Origin of the sequence: Oceanospirillum sanctuarii (assembly GCF_002150805.1) — a bacterium.
GTDB lineage: Bacteria > Pseudomonadota > Gammaproteobacteria > Pseudomonadales > Halomonadaceae > Oceanospirillum > Oceanospirillum sanctuarii.
Genome location: NZ_MTBA01000006.1, coordinates 50,264 through 64,605 on the forward strand (window position 1 = coordinate 50,264; position 14,342 = coordinate 64,605).

Sequence of the window (14,342 nt, forward strand, 5' to 3'; positions counted from 1 at the left end):
TCCCTTTGTTTGTTCTGGCGTGCTCAATACTCTACTCACTAATTGATGCAATCATCGCAAAATGAGTGAGATGCGGACATATATATACTGAGTTTAGCCCCCGATAAGGTCTTGCGTATGACACAGATACCTTATCGATCTACTAAAATAGAGGGTTTGTGTTATCTGGAGGATAAACCGGAAATTAACCCCGTGTCCAAAGCTCGTAAAGGGCTTCAGAGCTGGGAGCTTCTCTCAGTTGACGACAAAAGTCAGGATCAGAGAACTTCTCTGCTAACCCTGAAAGGAGTTGCAGATGCGTATCTGTAGCTTCTTCCGGCACTAAAAGAATAAACAGCAGATCGACAGGGCGGCCGTCAATAGCATCAAAATCAACTTTGTCTTTTAGACGGATGAAAGTGCCCAGGCTTTCAGAACAGTTTTTTACCCGGCAGTGAGGGATTGCAATACCTTCACCGACACCAGTACTTCCCAGCCGCTCTCTGGCAATAAGGCTGTCAAAAACCTCAGTGCTTTCAAGGGTCGGAATCTGCTGGGAGATAAACTTACTGAAGAACTCTAGGAGACGTTTTTTACTGCCTCCGGGAACCCCATCAAGGGTTCTCGGAGGAGTCAGAACTGAATTGAGTAACATGGATATCAGTTATGCTCAATAATTAGCGGGCTGCCGCACCCTGTTTACGGGCTTGGGCTTTTTCTTTGTGCTTGATCAGCTGACGATCAATTTTGTCTGTCAGCATATCAATCGACGCGTACATATCTTCAGCTTCTGCGGTGGCATGCAGATCTGCGCCAGCAACGTGCAGAGTTGCTTCAGCAATCTGGCGCTCTTTTTCCAGCTTAAGAACAACCTGTACGTTAGTGATGTTATCGACGTGACGCTCAAGACGTTCAAACTTGGTAGAAACGTACTCTTGAAGAGCTTCAGTTAATTCCAGGTGTTGACCGGTAATATTTAATTGCATAAATAGCTCCTTATTATTCGCGGTCTTGCAATTTGATTGTATCGCTTTTCAGGTATTTGCAAAGCGTTTTTTGTAAATTGATTTTAAATCAATTTCTTACGTTCGTTTGACGGAGGAATATTCATCGCCTCGCGATACTTGGCGACGGTCCGTCTGGCGACCTTAATTCCCTGCTCAGCTAACATATTAGCCAGCTTGCTGTCGCTGAAAGGTTTCCTCGGTGGCTCATCGGCGATCATCTTCTTAATCATAGCCCGAATCGCAGTAGAGGAAGCTTCACCGCCTGCAGTTGTTCCCACATGGCTGGAGAAAAAGTACTTAAGCTCAAAAATACCTCTTGGAGTATGGATATATTTTTGAGTGGTTACCCGTGAGATGGTGGATTCATGCATACCAATTGCATCCGCGATGTCATGCAGTACCAGAGGTTTCATGCCCTCTTCACCAATCTCAAGAAAAGCCTGTTGGCGCTTCACAATTTCAATGCCTACTTTGAGCAGGGTTTCATTGCGGCTGTGCAGGCTTTTCAGGAACCAGCGTGCTTCCTGAAGCTGGTTTTTCATAAAAGTGTTGTCGCGACTATTATCTGCCCGTTTAATTAGGCCGGAGTATGCGCCGTGGATACGAATTTTCGGAGCAATATCCGGGTTCAGATCCACTTTCCAGTGATCTTCTTCCCTAGTGACAAAAAGGTCGGGAGTAATATATTCCGCATGTTCTGTAGAGATAGAAGCGCCGGGTTTAGGATTCAGACTGCGGATGAGCTCGATGATCTCCTGAAGTTCGGGCTCTTTAACGCGCAGACGGCGCATCAGCTGTGTGAAATCACGACTGCCTAAAAGATCGAGGTACAGCGTGATCAGCTTGCGGGTCTTTTCCATCAGGAAGGCATTGGCATCCAGCGTTTCCAGCTGAACAAGAAGGCATTCCTGAAGGTCTTTTACCGCACAACCAATAGGGTCAAGATGCTGGATAAAGCCCTGAACAGCCTGAACGTCTTCTATCTCAAGCTCGTACTCTTTGTTCTGGAACTCCGGGCGACTCTGCAGCCCCTCATAAATCTCTTCAATGGCTGAGGACAGATAACCATCAGGATCGATACTGTCGATAATAGCTTCAGCAATAATCCGGTCACCTTCAGGAAGGCCGGATAGATTCAGCTGCCAGAGCAGGTGATCCTGCAGGGTTTCGGTGATGGTGCCTCGTTGCTCCAGATAGGATCCATCATCATCACTTGGAGCAGATGACTGGGTGTAGAGGCTTTCCTGATAAACGTCATCCCAGCCGCTGTCTACGGGCAGGTCTTCAGGAATCGATTCCTGCCAGCTGTCTTCGGCGGTAGCGGTGTAGCTTTCCAGTTCCGCATCCTGAGTTTCGGAATTGCTGCCGGAATCACTTTCGGATTTGCCTGGTTCCTCTTTATTGCCCTCGGAATCTGAGTTTGATTCAGCTTCATTGGCTGAGTTGAACTCGTCTTCAAGTTCCAGCATAGGATTCGATTCAAGGGCTTCCTGAATCTCCTGCTGTAAATCAAGAGTCGATAGCTGCAGCAGGCGAATTGCCTGTTGCAGTTGAGGTGTCATGGTCAGGCTCTGACCAATTTTAAGCTGTAAGGCCGGCTTCATAGATTACGGCTTATTCCCAAAGTGGTTATAACTTGAACTCATGGCCGAGATAAACATCCCGAACCTGTTGGTTGTCCATGATATTGGCAGCGTCACCTTCAGCGATGATCTGTCCTGCACTGACGATATAGGCTTTTTCACAGATATCCAAGGTTTCACGAACATTGTGGTCTGTGATCAGGACACCGATATTGCGTGCTTTTAGCTGACGGATAATCGACTTAATCTCGTTGACAGAGATAGGATCAACACCGGCAAAAGGCTCATCCAGCAAAATAAAGGATGGCTCGGTTGCCAGAGCCCGTGCAATCTCAACCCGGCGACGTTCACCGCCGGACAGACTCATACCAAGGCTTTTCCGGATATGAGTGATGCTGAATTCGTTCAGAAGGCGCTCAAGGTGTTCTTTGCGCTCTTTTTTGCTGAGTTCTTTGCGGGTTTCCAGGATGCCCAGAATATTATCTTCCACAGATAGCTTCCGGAAAATAGAGGCTTCCTGAGGCAGGTAACCAACACCCTTTTGTGCTCTGCCGTGCATCGGCAGCGGAGTGATATCCTCATCATCCAGTGTTACAAAGCCGGCATCAGAACGAACGAGGCCAACAATCATGTAGAAAGAGGTCGTTTTACCGGCCCCGTTGGGACCGAGAAGACCAACAACCTGACCCTGATTCACTTCAAGGCTGATATCTTTAACGACCTGTCGTTTCTTATAGGTCTTGGCAAGATGCCCCGCTTTCAGGGTTTTCATTGCGGCTCCTTGTTTTCGGTCGGGAACAGAATGATCTTAACCCTGCCATCATTGGATGGGCTTGTCTGATTATTTCCCTGTCCCCAGGCCTGAATGCGCTTGTTCTGCAGATGGTAACGAATGCGTTCCCCACTGAATTTATCTTTTCCGTTCTCCAGTTCAGCCTGTCGGGTAAGTTCGACTTCCTGGGCTGTAGCCTGATAGATAATGGACATGGCGAAGGCATGAACAACGGCATCTTCGGGATTGGGTTGCTGTTGCATATGGACGCGCTGGTCTTTGCCTTCGGCGATAATTTTGTCAATTTCGCCGTCAGTATTGCGATAGACGGTCACTTTATGGGCTTTGACTTTCAGGCTGCCCTGTTCAATTTCCACACTGCCGCTGTAGATGGCAATCCCCTGATCCGGGTTAAATTCGGCGCTGTCAGCTAAAACGCTAATGGGTTGGCTGGCATCACTTTCAAGTGCAGAGGCAGTACGAAGTGTTAGCAGCGCTGAAAACAAGCCTGCAGCACAAAGCAGCACATATTTTCGAAAACCGGATAGATTGCTGAGACTATTGGTCATTGGGTTATTCCTGCTTCAGAAAAGCTTCATTTCCGGAGTCTTGTGGTCTGACGGATTCGGTATTTTGTTCTGGAAGCTGCAAGGGTGTGGCTCTGGGCTGGTATAACCCCTGAACCTGGCTTTTCAGCTGAATCCTGTTGGTCGTCATATCAGCGAAAAGACCCACGGCGCGAGTATCGCCTTCAGAGTTACTGATCAGTACCGGCTGTTCAGTCGATACTTTGTCATTGTCCAGATCAATATTCAGTTGTTCTGTGGTCAGGCGCAGTTGAACGTTTTGAGATTCTTTGAAGTCTTCAGCTTCGCTTGCAGTCATTTGCCAGACTATAACATTTTGATTTAATTGGAAATGACTGCCATCACCTTCTACTAAACCTGTGCTGGCAGATGCCTGCCACTGAGGGTTGCCATCTGGGGTATAGGTAGTGATCCGGGGCTTTTCCAGTGATGTCTGTTCGGTATCCGGGTAGTGCAACAGGCGCTCGGATTCAAGAGATCGGCTCAGGTTGCCATTGGCATCGTATTCAAGGAACTGACTGTTTACAGTGTAATAGTCCGGTTCAGACTGGGTTTCCGGGATGTCAGAGAAGAGATCAAAGGATTGAGGGCGCTGTACATCAAGAAAGTGCACAGCAAGCCCCAGAATAATTAGTCCAATCAGGCTGATAAAGCGCTTTTTAAGGCGGCTTCCGAATAGCATGCTTTAGCAACCCAGCAGATAGTGGTCGATGGCATCTTGCAGAGTGCCTTGTGCCTGCATGATAAAGTCGCACACCTCACGAACGGCGCCCTGACCGCCCTCGCGATTGGTGCACATATCAGCATGTTGCACCATATACTCAGGAGCATTAGGCACTGTGATGCCCAGTCCCGAGGCTTTGATTGCAGACAGATCGGGAAGATCATCGCCACAGTATGCGATTTGTGACCACTCCAGTTGCTTGCTTTCCTGAATACTTTTCAGAGCAACCAGCTTGTCTTCACGTCCCTGGAACAGGATCTTAATACCCAGAGCTTTGGCTCTCTGTTCAACCATTTTGGAGCGTCGCCCTGTAATAATGGCAACTTCCACACCGCTCGCCTGTAGCATTTTGATGCCGTGTCCATCCAGACTGTTAAAGGCCTTACTTTCACTACCATCTGCGTGAAAGTAGAGGCTGCCATCCGTGAGCACACCATCCACGTCCAGAGCCAGCAGGCGAATAGAACGGGCCTTGTCTTTTGGTGTGTCAGTGCGTGACATAGTTAACTCCAGAGTATGTTGAATATCAGATGTTCGGTGGTTCACATGCGATCAGGTTTGTCGCTTCAGATAACGCCAGCTCTCAGCAGATCGTGCATATTAAGCGCACCAACAGGGGTGTTGTTATCACCGGTGACTAGTAGTGCATTGATCTTCTTTTGCTGCATGATTTCAACGGCTTCAGCAGCCAGTTGATCGGCTGAGACTGTGATTGGCGCTGATGTCATTACATCATCTACCTGAACCTTATGGATATCTAAACCTTGGTCTAGCGTACGGCGAAGATCGCCATCGGTATAGATGCCTAAAAGGGTGCCTTGTTCGGAGACAATACCTGCCATTCCAAGACCTTTCTGGGTGATCTCAAGTAAAACGGCTTGTAATGGAGTACCAGACTGAACCAGTGGCAAGCGATCACCGGAGTGCATAATGTCAGAGACTTTAAGCAGTAGTCGGCGCCCAAGGCTTCCACCCGGATGGGAAAAGGCAAAGTCTTCAGCACTAAAGCCACGGGCTTCAAGAAGGGCTATGGCCAAAGCATCACCCATTACCAGAGCCGCTGTGGTACTGGAGGTTGGCGCCAGATCCAGAGGGCAGGCTTCCTGTTGGATATCGATCAGCAGGTGAGCATCGGAAAACTTAGCCAATGTTGATGTCGTTGAACCTGTGATGCTGATCAGTGGAATTGCCTGACGCTTCAGAAGAGGCAAAAGCGTAGTAACTTCAGAGGTTTCACCGGAATTAGACAGAGCAATAACCACATCACCCCGGGTAATCATACCCAGATCACCGTGGCTGGCTTCGCCGGGATGAACAAAGAAAGCAGGCGTACCCGTGGAAGCCAGTGTCGCAGCAATTTTATTGCCGATATGTCCTGATTTGCCCATGCCGGTGACAACCACACGGCCTTCACAGTTGAGCATCAGCTCGCAAGCGCGACTGAAGTTGTCATCAAGATGTTTGACCTGAGCGGTTACCGCTTTAGCTTCCAGTTCAATGGTGCGTTTGGCAGAGGCGATGTAATCGTGCATTGGAGACTCCATCAAACGGTGGCCAGATAAATAACATAAAGATAGCCGATATAGATAAGGCCAAGCAGACCACCTTCAACCCGGTTGAGCTTCCCTTTCTTACGCATCAGAACAATAAGAGCTGCAACAAGGAACGTCAGGCCCGCCATCGTCAGGTAGTCACGGCTCATCACTTCAGGATCAATAGCAACGGTGGCAAAGAAGCCCGGTACAGGAAGTACTGCCAGCAGATTGAAGATGTTGGAACCTACCACGTTACCCAGAGCGATCTCATGATGGCGTTTTAATGCACTGGCAACACTGGCTGCCAATTCCGGCAGGCTGGTGCCAATGGCGACAATCGTCAGACCGATAATGACATCGCTGACACCAAAGGAGGTTGCGATATTAACGGCACCCCAGACCAGCATACGGGAACTGCCAATCAGGATAGCAAGACCAATCAGTAACCAGAAAATTGCTTTGCCTTGTGGCATGTCAGGAATCTCTTCCTCCTGATCTGCCATAGATTCGGCGTCACCTTTAAATAGCCATAACAGGCTGATCACCAGAGCGGTAACCAGAATCAGCGAGTCAACCAAAGTGATTTGGCCATCCAGCATTACTGCGCCTGCCAACAGGGTGACACCCAGCAGAAGCGGGATCTCTTTACGCATCAGCTTCATATTAATTGGCAGAGGCGCGATCAAAGCGGTAACACCCAGTACCAGACCAATATTGGCGATATTGGAGCCCAGAGCATTACCCACTGCCAAGCCTGGGTTGCCGCCGATGGCCGCGATTGCAGACACCAGAATTTCAGGCGCAGAGGTGCCGATGGATACAATGGTCATTCCGATCAGAAGAGGGGACATGCCGAAGTTACGGGCTGTAGCGGCGGCTCCGGCGATAAATCGATCGGCACTCCACACCAGAAGTGCTAAACCGATAATCAGAGCTGCAATCGAAAAGGGGATGGTATCGGGAATCATAAGGCCTGTTTAAATCTGTTGAATGTCGGGGGGCAATTAAAGAAGTTACCGTGTACGAATGCAAGTCTGAAAGTGTGAATTGCGAGTATAAGGTTTGTAGATAGCTGGCTTTGAAATCAATAAAGCGATCAATTAAAACGCGTTGATTAATATGAAAGCTGTTTTTTTGGTTCCTCTAAGGTAAAGTTCGCCATTCCTAGGATTGTTCAATTTTCACAGGGTTCCCTCTCCGTTATGTCTGATACTGACAATCTGGTTGAGATCAGGTCGATGACTTTCCTTCGGGAAAAGCGCGCTATTTTTTCTGATCTGAGTCTGCGTATCCCTAAAGGCAAAATTACTGCCATTATGGGCCCCAGCGGTACCGGTAAGACAACACTGCTGCGTCTGATTGGTGGCCAGCTCAAGCCAGATCAGGGTGATGTCGTTGTTGATGGCCATTCTGTTCCATCGCTAAGCCGGAAACAGCTTTTCGAATTGCGTCAGCGCATGGGCATGCTATTTCAGAGTGGTGCTTTGTTCTCTGAGTTGACGGTATTTGAGAATGTCGCCTTCCCCTTAAGAGTTCATACCAAGCTTCCGGAAGATATGATTCGGGATCTGGTTCTTATTAAGCTGGAGTCGGTTGGCCTTCGTGGTGCCCGTGACCTGATGCCTTCTGAGCTTTCCGGGGGGATGAGCCGACGTGTCGCTCTGGCTCGTGCGATTGCCCTTGATCCTGAACTTATGATGTATGACGAACCTTTTGTCGGTCAGGACCCCATTACATTGGGGGTTCTGGTGAAGCTGATTCGACAGCTGAATGATGCCCTCAATATGACAACGGTTCTGGTCTCCCACGATATTGATGAATGTCTGAGTATTGCTGACCATGTCTGTGTCTTAAGCGGTGGTAAGGTGCTCGTGCAGGGCTCTCCGGAAGAGATCCTGCAGAGCGATCTCTCGGAAGTGAAACAGTTTATTCAGGGCTTGCCAGATGGCCCGGTTCCTTTCCGTTATCCCGCCAATGATTTTGCTGAAGATATTCTCTTTGCCGGTAAAGATGGAGTTGCAGGTTAATGTTCGGATGGTTGCAACAGATAGGTCATAGAGTTCTTTCTATTGTCGCAGGCCTGGGGCGTTCAGCGCAGCTTCTGCTGGCGGCTCTCATGGGACTGGGATATGTACTAAAAAACTTTCGCCTTTTGATCAAGCAGGTCTACGTTACTGGCGTGCTTTCCATCGCAATTATTGGTGTGTCCGGGCTTTTTATCGGAATGGTGCTGGGGCTGCAGGGCTATTCCATTCTGGTGGATTTTGGCGCAGAAGACGCCTTGGGCCAGATGGTGGCTCTGACACTCTTAAGAGAACTTAGCCCGGTTGTAGCGGCTCTACTATTTGCCGGTCGTGCTGGTTCTGCTCTAACGGCCGAGATTGGCCTGATGAAGGCGACAGAACAGTTGGCGAGTATGGAGATGATTGGCGTTGATCCTGTTAAACGTGTGATTGCTCCCCGCCTTTATGCTGGCATCATAGCCTTACCCCTTCTGTGTATCCTCTTCAGCATTATTGGTGTCTGGGGCGGTATGCTGGTTGGGGTTGAGTGGCTTGGTGTGTTTGATGGTTCCTACTGGGGCAATATGCAGGCTTCTGTCAGCTTCACCCATGATGTCATGAATGGCGTTATTAAGAGTATCGTCTTTGCCTTTGTCGTGACCTGGATCGCCGTATTTCAGGGATACGATCTGGAGCCGACTTCTGAGGGCATAAGCCGTGCAACGACCAAAACTGTTGTGCATGGTTCGCTGGCGGTCCTTGGGCTGGATTTCGTTTTGACTGCGTTAATGTTTGGGGATTTTTGATATGACAACTCGTTGGATCGAGATCAGTGTGGGCGGTTTTGTGATCGCTGGTGCTTTAGCCTTGTTACTGTTGGCTTTTAAGGTCAGTGGTCTAGACATTAATGGCGATGATGAAGACACCTATGTGGTCTATGCACATTTCAACAACATTGGCGGCCTTAAACCTCGCGCCAAAGTAACCATGGCAGGCGTAACCATTGGCCGTGTTGCTGCTGTGGAGATTGACCCGCAATGGTATGACGCCAAGGTGACGCTGAGAATTGATAACAGCATGAAAGATAAGCTATCAACGGATACCACGGCGATGATTCTGACTTCCGGGCTTTTGGGTGAAAACTACATCGGTCTGGTTGTTGGCGCAGAGGAAGATATGCTGGCTGATGGCGGTGAAATCCGTGATACCCAACCGGCTCTGGTTCTGGAAGATCTGATTGGTAAGTTCCTTTCCAGTATGGGTAAAGAGTAGGTTTTCACAGCTATACTGGCTTAACAAGTCTGTAACGAAGCGCTGAAATTTAAAGGACATCATATATGGGCATCAAGGGGAGCATTATGGGTATGCAGCGATCGGTTTTTGGTTTCATTTCATTACTCGTTTTATCTTTGACTTTGTCTGTATCGGTATCTGCTCGGGCGGAAGTTGAAACCCCGAAAGAGGTCATTACCCGTACGGCCAATGAGCTGCTGGGTATTATCTCAGAAGCGCGTGCCTACTATGACGAAGATCCGCAACGCTTCTACGATAATGTCGAGCAGATTCTAGAGCCTGCCGTTGATATGCGTCGTTTCTCTGCCGGTGTGATGGCTAAGTATTATCGCGTTGCCACCAGCGATCAGCGTCGACGCTTTCTTGATGTATTCAAAAGCAGCATGATCCGTACTTATGCGAAAGGTTTGCTGGCCTTCTCGAATGAAGAAATTCGTGTGCTGGATCCGAAAGGGCCATCGCGGGATCCGGAGCGGGATACGGTAGAGATGGAAGTGATTGCTGTGGATGGAACGGTTTATCCGATCATCTATTCGATGCGAAAGGGTAAAGATGATCTCTGGCGTATTACCAATGTCACTGTTAACGGTATTAACCTGGGGCTGACCTTCCGCAACCAGTTCGACAGTGCTATGCAGGCTCACAACCGTGATTTTGATTATGTGATTGAGAACTGGCTGAAAAGCGAATCCGCCTCTGTAATCACCGAAGAGAAATCAGGAGAGTAATCACTTGGCTGCCGATATCATTGCTTCCGAGTCTGGGCTGCTGAAAGTCAGCGGTGATCTGAATTTTTCAACCATCCTTCCGCTTCGTCGAAAAGGAGAGCAACTGATCGCTCAGGGACCGGATGTAATTGAAGTAGACTTTTCCGGAGTACATGCTTCCGGCAGTGCTGCTGTTTCCCTGATGATGTGCTGGCTCAGGGCTGCCTGTCGCTCAAATAAAGCGATCCATTTCACTGCAGTACCTGACCTGCTTGAACGCATTATTGCCGTTTCCGGTCTTGCCGGTCACCTTTCCTTCGAACGTCCTCACCACTGCTGCGAATAAAACTTAACGAATTGATTAGGGGCAAAAATCGCCTTTTGCCCTCATTTCTAATAATATTGTCCTCTTAGCTTTAGTAAGCGTGTTTCATTACCAAAGTGTGCCTTTTTTCAGGAACGCTTAACCCAAACGCGGAGACAAAAATGCAAGCCAGCGAATTGCAAAACATCCTAGAAAGCAAACTGACTGATTGCGAAGTAATGGTTCAGGGTGATGATGGCCGTCATTTTGAAATTATTGTTATCGGTGAGGTTTTTGCCTCTCTGACCCCCGTTAAAAAGCAGCAATATGTATATTCCGGTCTGAATGACCTGATTGCGTCCGGCGACGTTCACGCGGTACAGATTCGCACGTTTACGCCTGATCAATGGAAAGATGCCGCTCAACTCCGCGTAGGCTAATCGCACATTTAATAATTACGGATCGCAGATGGATAAACTACTTATTACCGGAGGTCGCCCACTGGATGGCGACATCCGTATTTCCGGCGCAAAAAACTCAGCACTACCTATTTTGGCGGCAACCCTGCTTGCAGAAGGCCCGGTACGTATTGGTAACCTGCCACACCTGCATGACATCACCACCATGATTGAGCTGTTAAGCTGCATGGGTATCGAACCGGTTGTCGATGAAAAAATGCGTATTGAGGTGGATGCCCGTACGATCCGCAACTGTCATGCTCCTTATGATCTGGTTCGCACCATGCGTGCTTCCATTCTGGTATTGGGCCCACTGCTGGCGCACTTTGGTGAAGCTCAGGTTTCCCTGCCGGGTGGTTGTGCCATTGGTAGTCGTCCTGTTGATCTGCATATCCGTGGCCTTGAAGCCATGGGTGCCGATATTCTGGTTGAAGACGGCTACATCAAAGCTAAGGTTAATGGTCGCCTGAAAGGTGCCAATATCCTGTTTGATACCGTAACGGTAACCGGTACAGAAAACATTCTGATGGCGGCCTGTCTTGCAGAAGGTACCAGTATTATTGAAAACGCAGCCCGTGAGCCTGAAGTTACTGATCTGGCTGAATGTCTGATTGCGATGGGCGCGAACATCACAGGTCTTGGTACTGATCGTCTGGTGGTTGAAGGTGTTGAGAAACTGCACGGTTGCCAGCACGATGTTGTAGCCGACCGTATTGAAACCGGTACTTATCTGGTTGCAGCCGCAGCATCCCGTGGTCGTATTCTGGTTAAAGATACCCGCGCTGATATTCAGGATGCGGTACTTCTTAAGCTTCAGGAAGCTGGCGCTCATATCTCGACTGGTGAAGGTTTTATCGAATTGGACATGAAGGGTAATCGCCCTAAAGCGGTTAACCTGCGTACTGCGCCATATCCTGCTTTCCCAACGGATATGCAGGCGCAGTTTGTTGCGATGAACGCCGTCGCGGAAGGTACCTCCAGTGTGACGGAAACCATCTTCGAGAACCGCTATATGCACGTTCAGGAAATGCTGCGTATGGGGGCTAAAATCGATGTTCAGGGCAATACCGCGATTATTCAGGGTGTTGAACGCCTGAAAGGTGCTCCGGTAATGGCTACCGATCTGCGTGCTTCGGCCAGTCTTGTAATCGCAGGTCTTGTGGCCGATGGCGATACACTGGTTGATCGCATCTACCATATTGACCGTGGTTATGAGTGCATTGAAGAAAAGATGCAACTTTTAGGTGCTAAGATCCGTCGAATCCCAAGCTAACAGGTTTTATTCGTTACTATGAGTCAATCGCAAGAGCCACAACAACTGATTATCGCCCTGTCTAAAGGGCGTATTCTGGATGAGACCCTGCCGCTGTTTGAGCAGGCGGGGATCTACCCTCTGGAAGATGTTCGTAAAAGCCGTAAGCTGATTTTTGATACCAATCTGGATCACGTCAAACTCATCATTATCCGTGCTACTGATGTGCCGACTTACGTTGAACTGGGCGCAGCTGATATGGGCGTGTCCGGTAAAGACGTACTGATGGAGCACGGTGCTAAAGGTATCTATGAGCCTCTGGATCTGAATATTGCCCGCTGTCGTCTGATGACTGCAGGCATGAAAGGTCAGGAGCGTCCGGATGGCCGTATCCGTGTGGCGACCAAGTTTATCAACGTCGCGAAGCGCTACTATGCTGAGCAGGGTGTTCAGGTTGACCTGATTAAGCTCTATGGTGGTATGGAGCTTGCGCCTATCATGGATCTTGCAGACGAGATCGTTGATATCGTTGATACCGGTAATACGCTGAAAGCCAATGGTCTGGAAGCCCGGGAAGATATCGCTCATATCAGTACCCGTTTAGTTGTCAGTCAGGGTGCTATGAAAATGAAGCATCAGCTGATTCAGCCGATTATCGAGCAACTGCGTTCTGCGGTTAGCTGATAAGACGCAGGCGGAACGACTTACCCTAGGTGGTTTCGCTTTCTGTCCGGAGGTTACGTTCTGCCTCCGGTCACTTTTCCTTTAGTCTCTTTTGAACCGGAAAATCCCTATGTCATCGAACGTTTCTGTAAAACGACTTGTTTCTTCACAAGCTGATTTTTCCCAACAGCTTGATACCCTGCTTGCCTGGGAATCTGTATCCGATACTGCGGTAAACCAAGCGGTTACCGATATCCTGCATCAGGTTAAAAGCCATGGCGACAAAGCAGTTATGGAATTTACAGAGCGCTTCGACCATCTGCATACGGATGACTTCTCTCAGCTTGAGATGAGCAAAGAGCGTCTTCAGGAAGCTCTTGATGGTCTGCCTGCCGATCAGTGTACGGCACTTGAACAGGCTGCTGAGCGCGTTCGTCGCTACCACGAAAAACAGGCTCAGGGCTCCTGGGAATACACCGAGGAAGATGGCACTCTGCTGGGCCAACAAGTGATGCCAATGGATCGGGTTGGTGTTTACGTACCTGGTGGTAAAGCCTCATACCCATCCTCTGTACTGATGAATGTTATTCCGGCTAAGGTTGCCGGTGTTAAAGAGATCATCATGGTGGTTCCTACTCCTCGTGGTGAACTGAATGAGCTGGTACTGGCAGCAGCCTGCATTTCCGGGGTTGACCGTGTATTCACGATCGGTGGTGCTCAGGCGGTAGCTGCACTGGCTTACGGTACTGAAACCGTACCGCGTGTGGATAAGATCGTCGGTCCGGGTAACATCTTTGTGGCGACAGCCAAGCGTATGGTATTCGGTGCCGTGGGTATCGATATGATCGCAGGTCCGTCTGAGATTCTGGTGGTGTGCGATGGCAAAACCGATCCGGACTGGATTGCCATGGATCTCTTCTCTCAGGCTGAGCACGATGAAGACGCCCAGCCTATCCTGCTGAGCTGGGATAAAGACTTTATTGATCAGGTTGAAGCGAGTATTGAAAAGCTGATGCCAACCATGGAGCGTGAGCCGATTATTCGCGTCTCTATGGCAGAGCGTGCTGCCCTGATTCAGGTGAAAGATCTGGCTGAAGCGATTGAAGTAACCAACCGTATCGCCCCGGAGCACCTTGAACTGTCTATTGAAGATCCTCAGGCGATTGTTGGTCAGATTCGCCATGCCGGTGCGATCTTTATGGGTCGTTATACAGCTGAGGCTCTGGGTGATTACTGCGCGGGACCTAACCACGTATTGCCGACCTCAGGAACGGCTCGTTTCTCATCACCGCTGGGTGTTTACGACTTCCAGAAGCGCTCTTCACTGATTATGTGTTCGGCTGAAGGTGCGTCAGAGATGGGTAAAATTGCTTCGATTCTGGCTCGGGGTGAAAGCCTGACGGCTCACGCCCGTTCTGCCGAGTACCGCATTAAAGATTAAGCGTCTTCACAGGGCTTAAACAAAACGGCGCAGT

General features: G+C 49.2%; 18 protein-coding genes. 9 read left to right on the plus strand and 9 right to left on the minus strand.

Translation table 11 applies throughout. From position 1 onward, the window contains the following. Positions 1–184: 184 nt before the first annotated feature. From ptsN to BV405_RS12765, 9 genes are all read right to left on the minus strand, one after another. The gene (ptsN, locus tag BV405_RS12725) at positions 185–634 is read right to left on the minus strand and encodes a PTS IIA-like nitrogen regulatory protein PtsN (protein ID WP_086481275.1); all 450 of its coding nucleotides are present in this window, start codon (positions 632–634) and stop codon (positions 185–187) included. Positions 635–656: 22 nt separating this feature from the next. After that, a complete protein-coding gene (hpf, locus tag BV405_RS12730; RefSeq protein WP_086481276.1) occupies positions 657–965 on the minus strand; it encodes a ribosome hibernation promoting factor in 309 nt (102 codons plus the stop codon). Between the two features lie 83 nt (positions 966–1,048). Then, positions 1,049–2,590 carry an RNA polymerase factor sigma-54 gene (locus BV405_RS12735; RefSeq protein WP_086481277.1) on the minus strand — a complete coding sequence of 514 codons (1,542 nt, stop codon included), beginning with the start codon at positions 2,588–2,590 and terminating at the stop codon, positions 1,049–1,051. Between the two features lie 25 nt (positions 2,591–2,615). Then, positions 2,616–3,341, minus strand: a complete 726-nt coding sequence (lptB, locus tag BV405_RS12740; RefSeq protein WP_086481278.1) for an LPS export ABC transporter ATP-binding protein — start codon at positions 3,339–3,341, stop codon at positions 2,616–2,618. Beyond that, positions 3,338–3,910: a lipopolysaccharide transport periplasmic protein LptA gene (gene lptA / locus BV405_RS12745; RefSeq protein ID WP_086481279.1), complete on the minus strand. Its 573-nt coding sequence runs from the start codon at positions 3,908–3,910 to the stop codon at positions 3,338–3,340. Before lptA ends, lptB begins: the two co-directional genes overlap by 4 nt. Before the next feature lie 4 nt (positions 3,911–3,914). Continuing rightward, positions 3,915–4,610, minus strand: coding sequence for an LPS export ABC transporter periplasmic protein LptC (gene lptC / locus BV405_RS12750; RefSeq protein ID WP_086481280.1), 696 nt, complete (start codon positions 4,608–4,610; stop codon positions 3,915–3,917). Positions 4,611–4,613: 3 nt separating this feature from the next. Continuing rightward, positions 4,614–5,153 (minus strand): KdsC family phosphatase, encoded by a 540-nt coding sequence (locus tag BV405_RS12755; protein WP_086481281.1) that lies wholly within the window; start codon positions 5,151–5,153, stop codon positions 4,614–4,616. Between the two features lie 65 nt (positions 5,154–5,218). Continuing rightward, positions 5,219–6,184 carry a KpsF/GutQ family sugar-phosphate isomerase gene (locus BV405_RS12760; RefSeq protein WP_245832320.1) on the minus strand — a complete coding sequence of 322 codons (966 nt, stop codon included), beginning with the start codon at positions 6,182–6,184 and terminating at the stop codon, positions 5,219–5,221. Positions 6,185–6,195: 11 nt separating this feature from the next. Further along, a complete protein-coding gene (locus BV405_RS12765) occupies positions 6,196–7,155 on the minus strand; it encodes a calcium/sodium antiporter (RefSeq protein WP_086481283.1) in 960 nt (319 codons plus the stop codon). 234 nt (positions 7,156–7,389) lie between these two features. On the opposite strand from BV405_RS12765, the gene BV405_RS12770 reads away from it, so the two are divergent. The 9 genes from BV405_RS12770 (at position 7,390) to hisD (ending at position 14,308) form a co-directional block, all read left to right on the plus strand. Next, a complete protein-coding gene (locus BV405_RS12770; RefSeq protein ID WP_086481284.1) occupies positions 7,390–8,214 on the plus strand; it encodes an ATP-binding cassette domain-containing protein in 825 nt (274 codons plus the stop codon). Further along, the gene (mlaE, locus tag BV405_RS12775) at positions 8,214–8,996 is read left to right on the plus strand and encodes a lipid asymmetry maintenance ABC transporter permease subunit MlaE (protein ID WP_086481285.1); all 783 of its coding nucleotides are present in this window, start codon (positions 8,214–8,216) and stop codon (positions 8,994–8,996) included. Before BV405_RS12770 ends, mlaE begins: the two co-directional genes overlap by 1 nt. Position 8,997: 1 nt before the next feature. Further along, the gene (gene mlaD / locus BV405_RS12780) at positions 8,998–9,462 is read left to right on the plus strand and encodes an outer membrane lipid asymmetry maintenance protein MlaD (protein ID WP_086481286.1); all 465 of its coding nucleotides are present in this window, start codon (positions 8,998–9,000) and stop codon (positions 9,460–9,462) included. Between the two features lie 86 nt (positions 9,463–9,548). Next, positions 9,549–10,211, plus strand: coding sequence for an MlaC/ttg2D family ABC transporter substrate-binding protein (locus tag BV405_RS12785; protein WP_176330153.1), 663 nt, complete (start codon positions 9,549–9,551; stop codon positions 10,209–10,211). A gap of 4 nt (positions 10,212–10,215) precedes the next feature. Further along, positions 10,216–10,536 carry an STAS domain-containing protein gene (locus tag BV405_RS12790; protein ID WP_086481288.1) on the plus strand — a complete coding sequence of 107 codons (321 nt, stop codon included), beginning with the start codon at positions 10,216–10,218 and terminating at the stop codon, positions 10,534–10,536. Between the two features lie 140 nt (positions 10,537–10,676). Then, positions 10,677–10,934 carry a BolA family protein gene (locus BV405_RS12795; RefSeq protein ID WP_086481289.1) on the plus strand — a complete coding sequence of 86 codons (258 nt, stop codon included), beginning with the start codon at positions 10,677–10,679 and terminating at the stop codon, positions 10,932–10,934. A gap of 28 nt (positions 10,935–10,962) precedes the next feature. Beyond that, a complete protein-coding gene (murA, locus tag BV405_RS12800; protein WP_086481290.1) occupies positions 10,963–12,225 on the plus strand; it encodes a UDP-N-acetylglucosamine 1-carboxyvinyltransferase in 1,263 nt (420 codons plus the stop codon). An 18-nt stretch (positions 12,226–12,243) separates the two neighbouring features. Further along, a complete protein-coding gene (gene hisG / locus BV405_RS12805; RefSeq protein WP_086481291.1) occupies positions 12,244–12,888 on the plus strand; it encodes an ATP phosphoribosyltransferase in 645 nt (214 codons plus the stop codon). A 109-nt stretch (positions 12,889–12,997) separates the two neighbouring features. Continuing rightward, positions 12,998–14,308 carry a histidinol dehydrogenase gene (gene hisD / locus BV405_RS12810; protein WP_086481292.1) on the plus strand — a complete coding sequence of 437 codons (1,311 nt, stop codon included), beginning with the start codon at positions 12,998–13,000 and terminating at the stop codon, positions 14,306–14,308. The last annotated feature ends 34 nt before the right edge of the window (positions 14,309–14,342 follow it).

What these genes read in the sequence shown, in the direction of transcription:
- ptsN (WP_086481275.1), bottom strand. Translation starts at nt 634, where the DNA reads ATGTTACTCAATTCAGTTCTGACTCCTCCGAGAACCCTTGATGGGGTT.
- hpf (WP_086481276.1), bottom strand. Translation starts at nt 965, where the DNA reads ATGCAATTAAATATTACCGGTCAACACCTGGAATTAACTGAAGCTCTT.
- BV405_RS12735 (WP_086481277.1), bottom strand. Translation starts at nt 2,590, where the DNA reads ATGAAGCCGGCCTTACAGCTTAAAATTGGTCAGAGCCTGACCATGACA.
- lptB (WP_086481278.1), bottom strand. Translation starts at nt 3,341, where the DNA reads ATGAAAACCCTGAAAGCGGGGCATCTTGCCAAGACCTATAAGAAACGA.
- lptA (WP_086481279.1), bottom strand. Translation starts at nt 3,910, where the DNA reads ATGACCAATAGTCTCAGCAATCTATCCGGTTTTCGAAAATATGTGCTG.
- lptC (WP_086481280.1), bottom strand. Translation starts at nt 4,610, where the DNA reads ATGCTATTCGGAAGCCGCCTTAAAAAGCGCTTTATCAGCCTGATTGGA.
- BV405_RS12755 (WP_086481281.1), bottom strand. Translation starts at nt 5,153, where the DNA reads ATGTCACGCACTGACACACCAAAAGACAAGGCCCGTTCTATTCGCCTG.
- BV405_RS12760 (WP_245832320.1), bottom strand. Translation starts at nt 6,184, where the DNA reads ATGCACGATTACATCGCCTCTGCCAAACGCACCATTGAACTGGAAGCT.
- BV405_RS12765 (WP_086481283.1), bottom strand. Translation starts at nt 7,155, where the DNA reads ATGATTCCCGATACCATCCCCTTTTCGATTGCAGCTCTGATTATCGGT.
- BV405_RS12770 (WP_086481284.1), top strand. Translation starts at nt 7,390, where the DNA reads ATGTCTGATACTGACAATCTGGTTGAGATCAGGTCGATGACTTTCCTT.
- mlaE (WP_086481285.1), top strand. Translation starts at nt 8,214, where the DNA reads ATGTTCGGATGGTTGCAACAGATAGGTCATAGAGTTCTTTCTATTGTC.
- mlaD (WP_086481286.1), top strand. Translation starts at nt 8,998, where the DNA reads ATGACAACTCGTTGGATCGAGATCAGTGTGGGCGGTTTTGTGATCGCT.
- BV405_RS12785 (WP_176330153.1), top strand. Translation starts at nt 9,549, where the DNA reads ATGGGTATGCAGCGATCGGTTTTTGGTTTCATTTCATTACTCGTTTTA.
- BV405_RS12795 (WP_086481289.1), top strand. Translation starts at nt 10,677, where the DNA reads ATGCAAGCCAGCGAATTGCAAAACATCCTAGAAAGCAAACTGACTGAT.
- murA (WP_086481290.1), top strand. Translation starts at nt 10,963, where the DNA reads ATGGATAAACTACTTATTACCGGAGGTCGCCCACTGGATGGCGACATC.
- hisG (WP_086481291.1), top strand. Translation starts at nt 12,244, where the DNA reads ATGAGTCAATCGCAAGAGCCACAACAACTGATTATCGCCCTGTCTAAA.
- hisD (WP_086481292.1), top strand. Translation starts at nt 12,998, where the DNA reads ATGTCATCGAACGTTTCTGTAAAACGACTTGTTTCTTCACAAGCTGAT.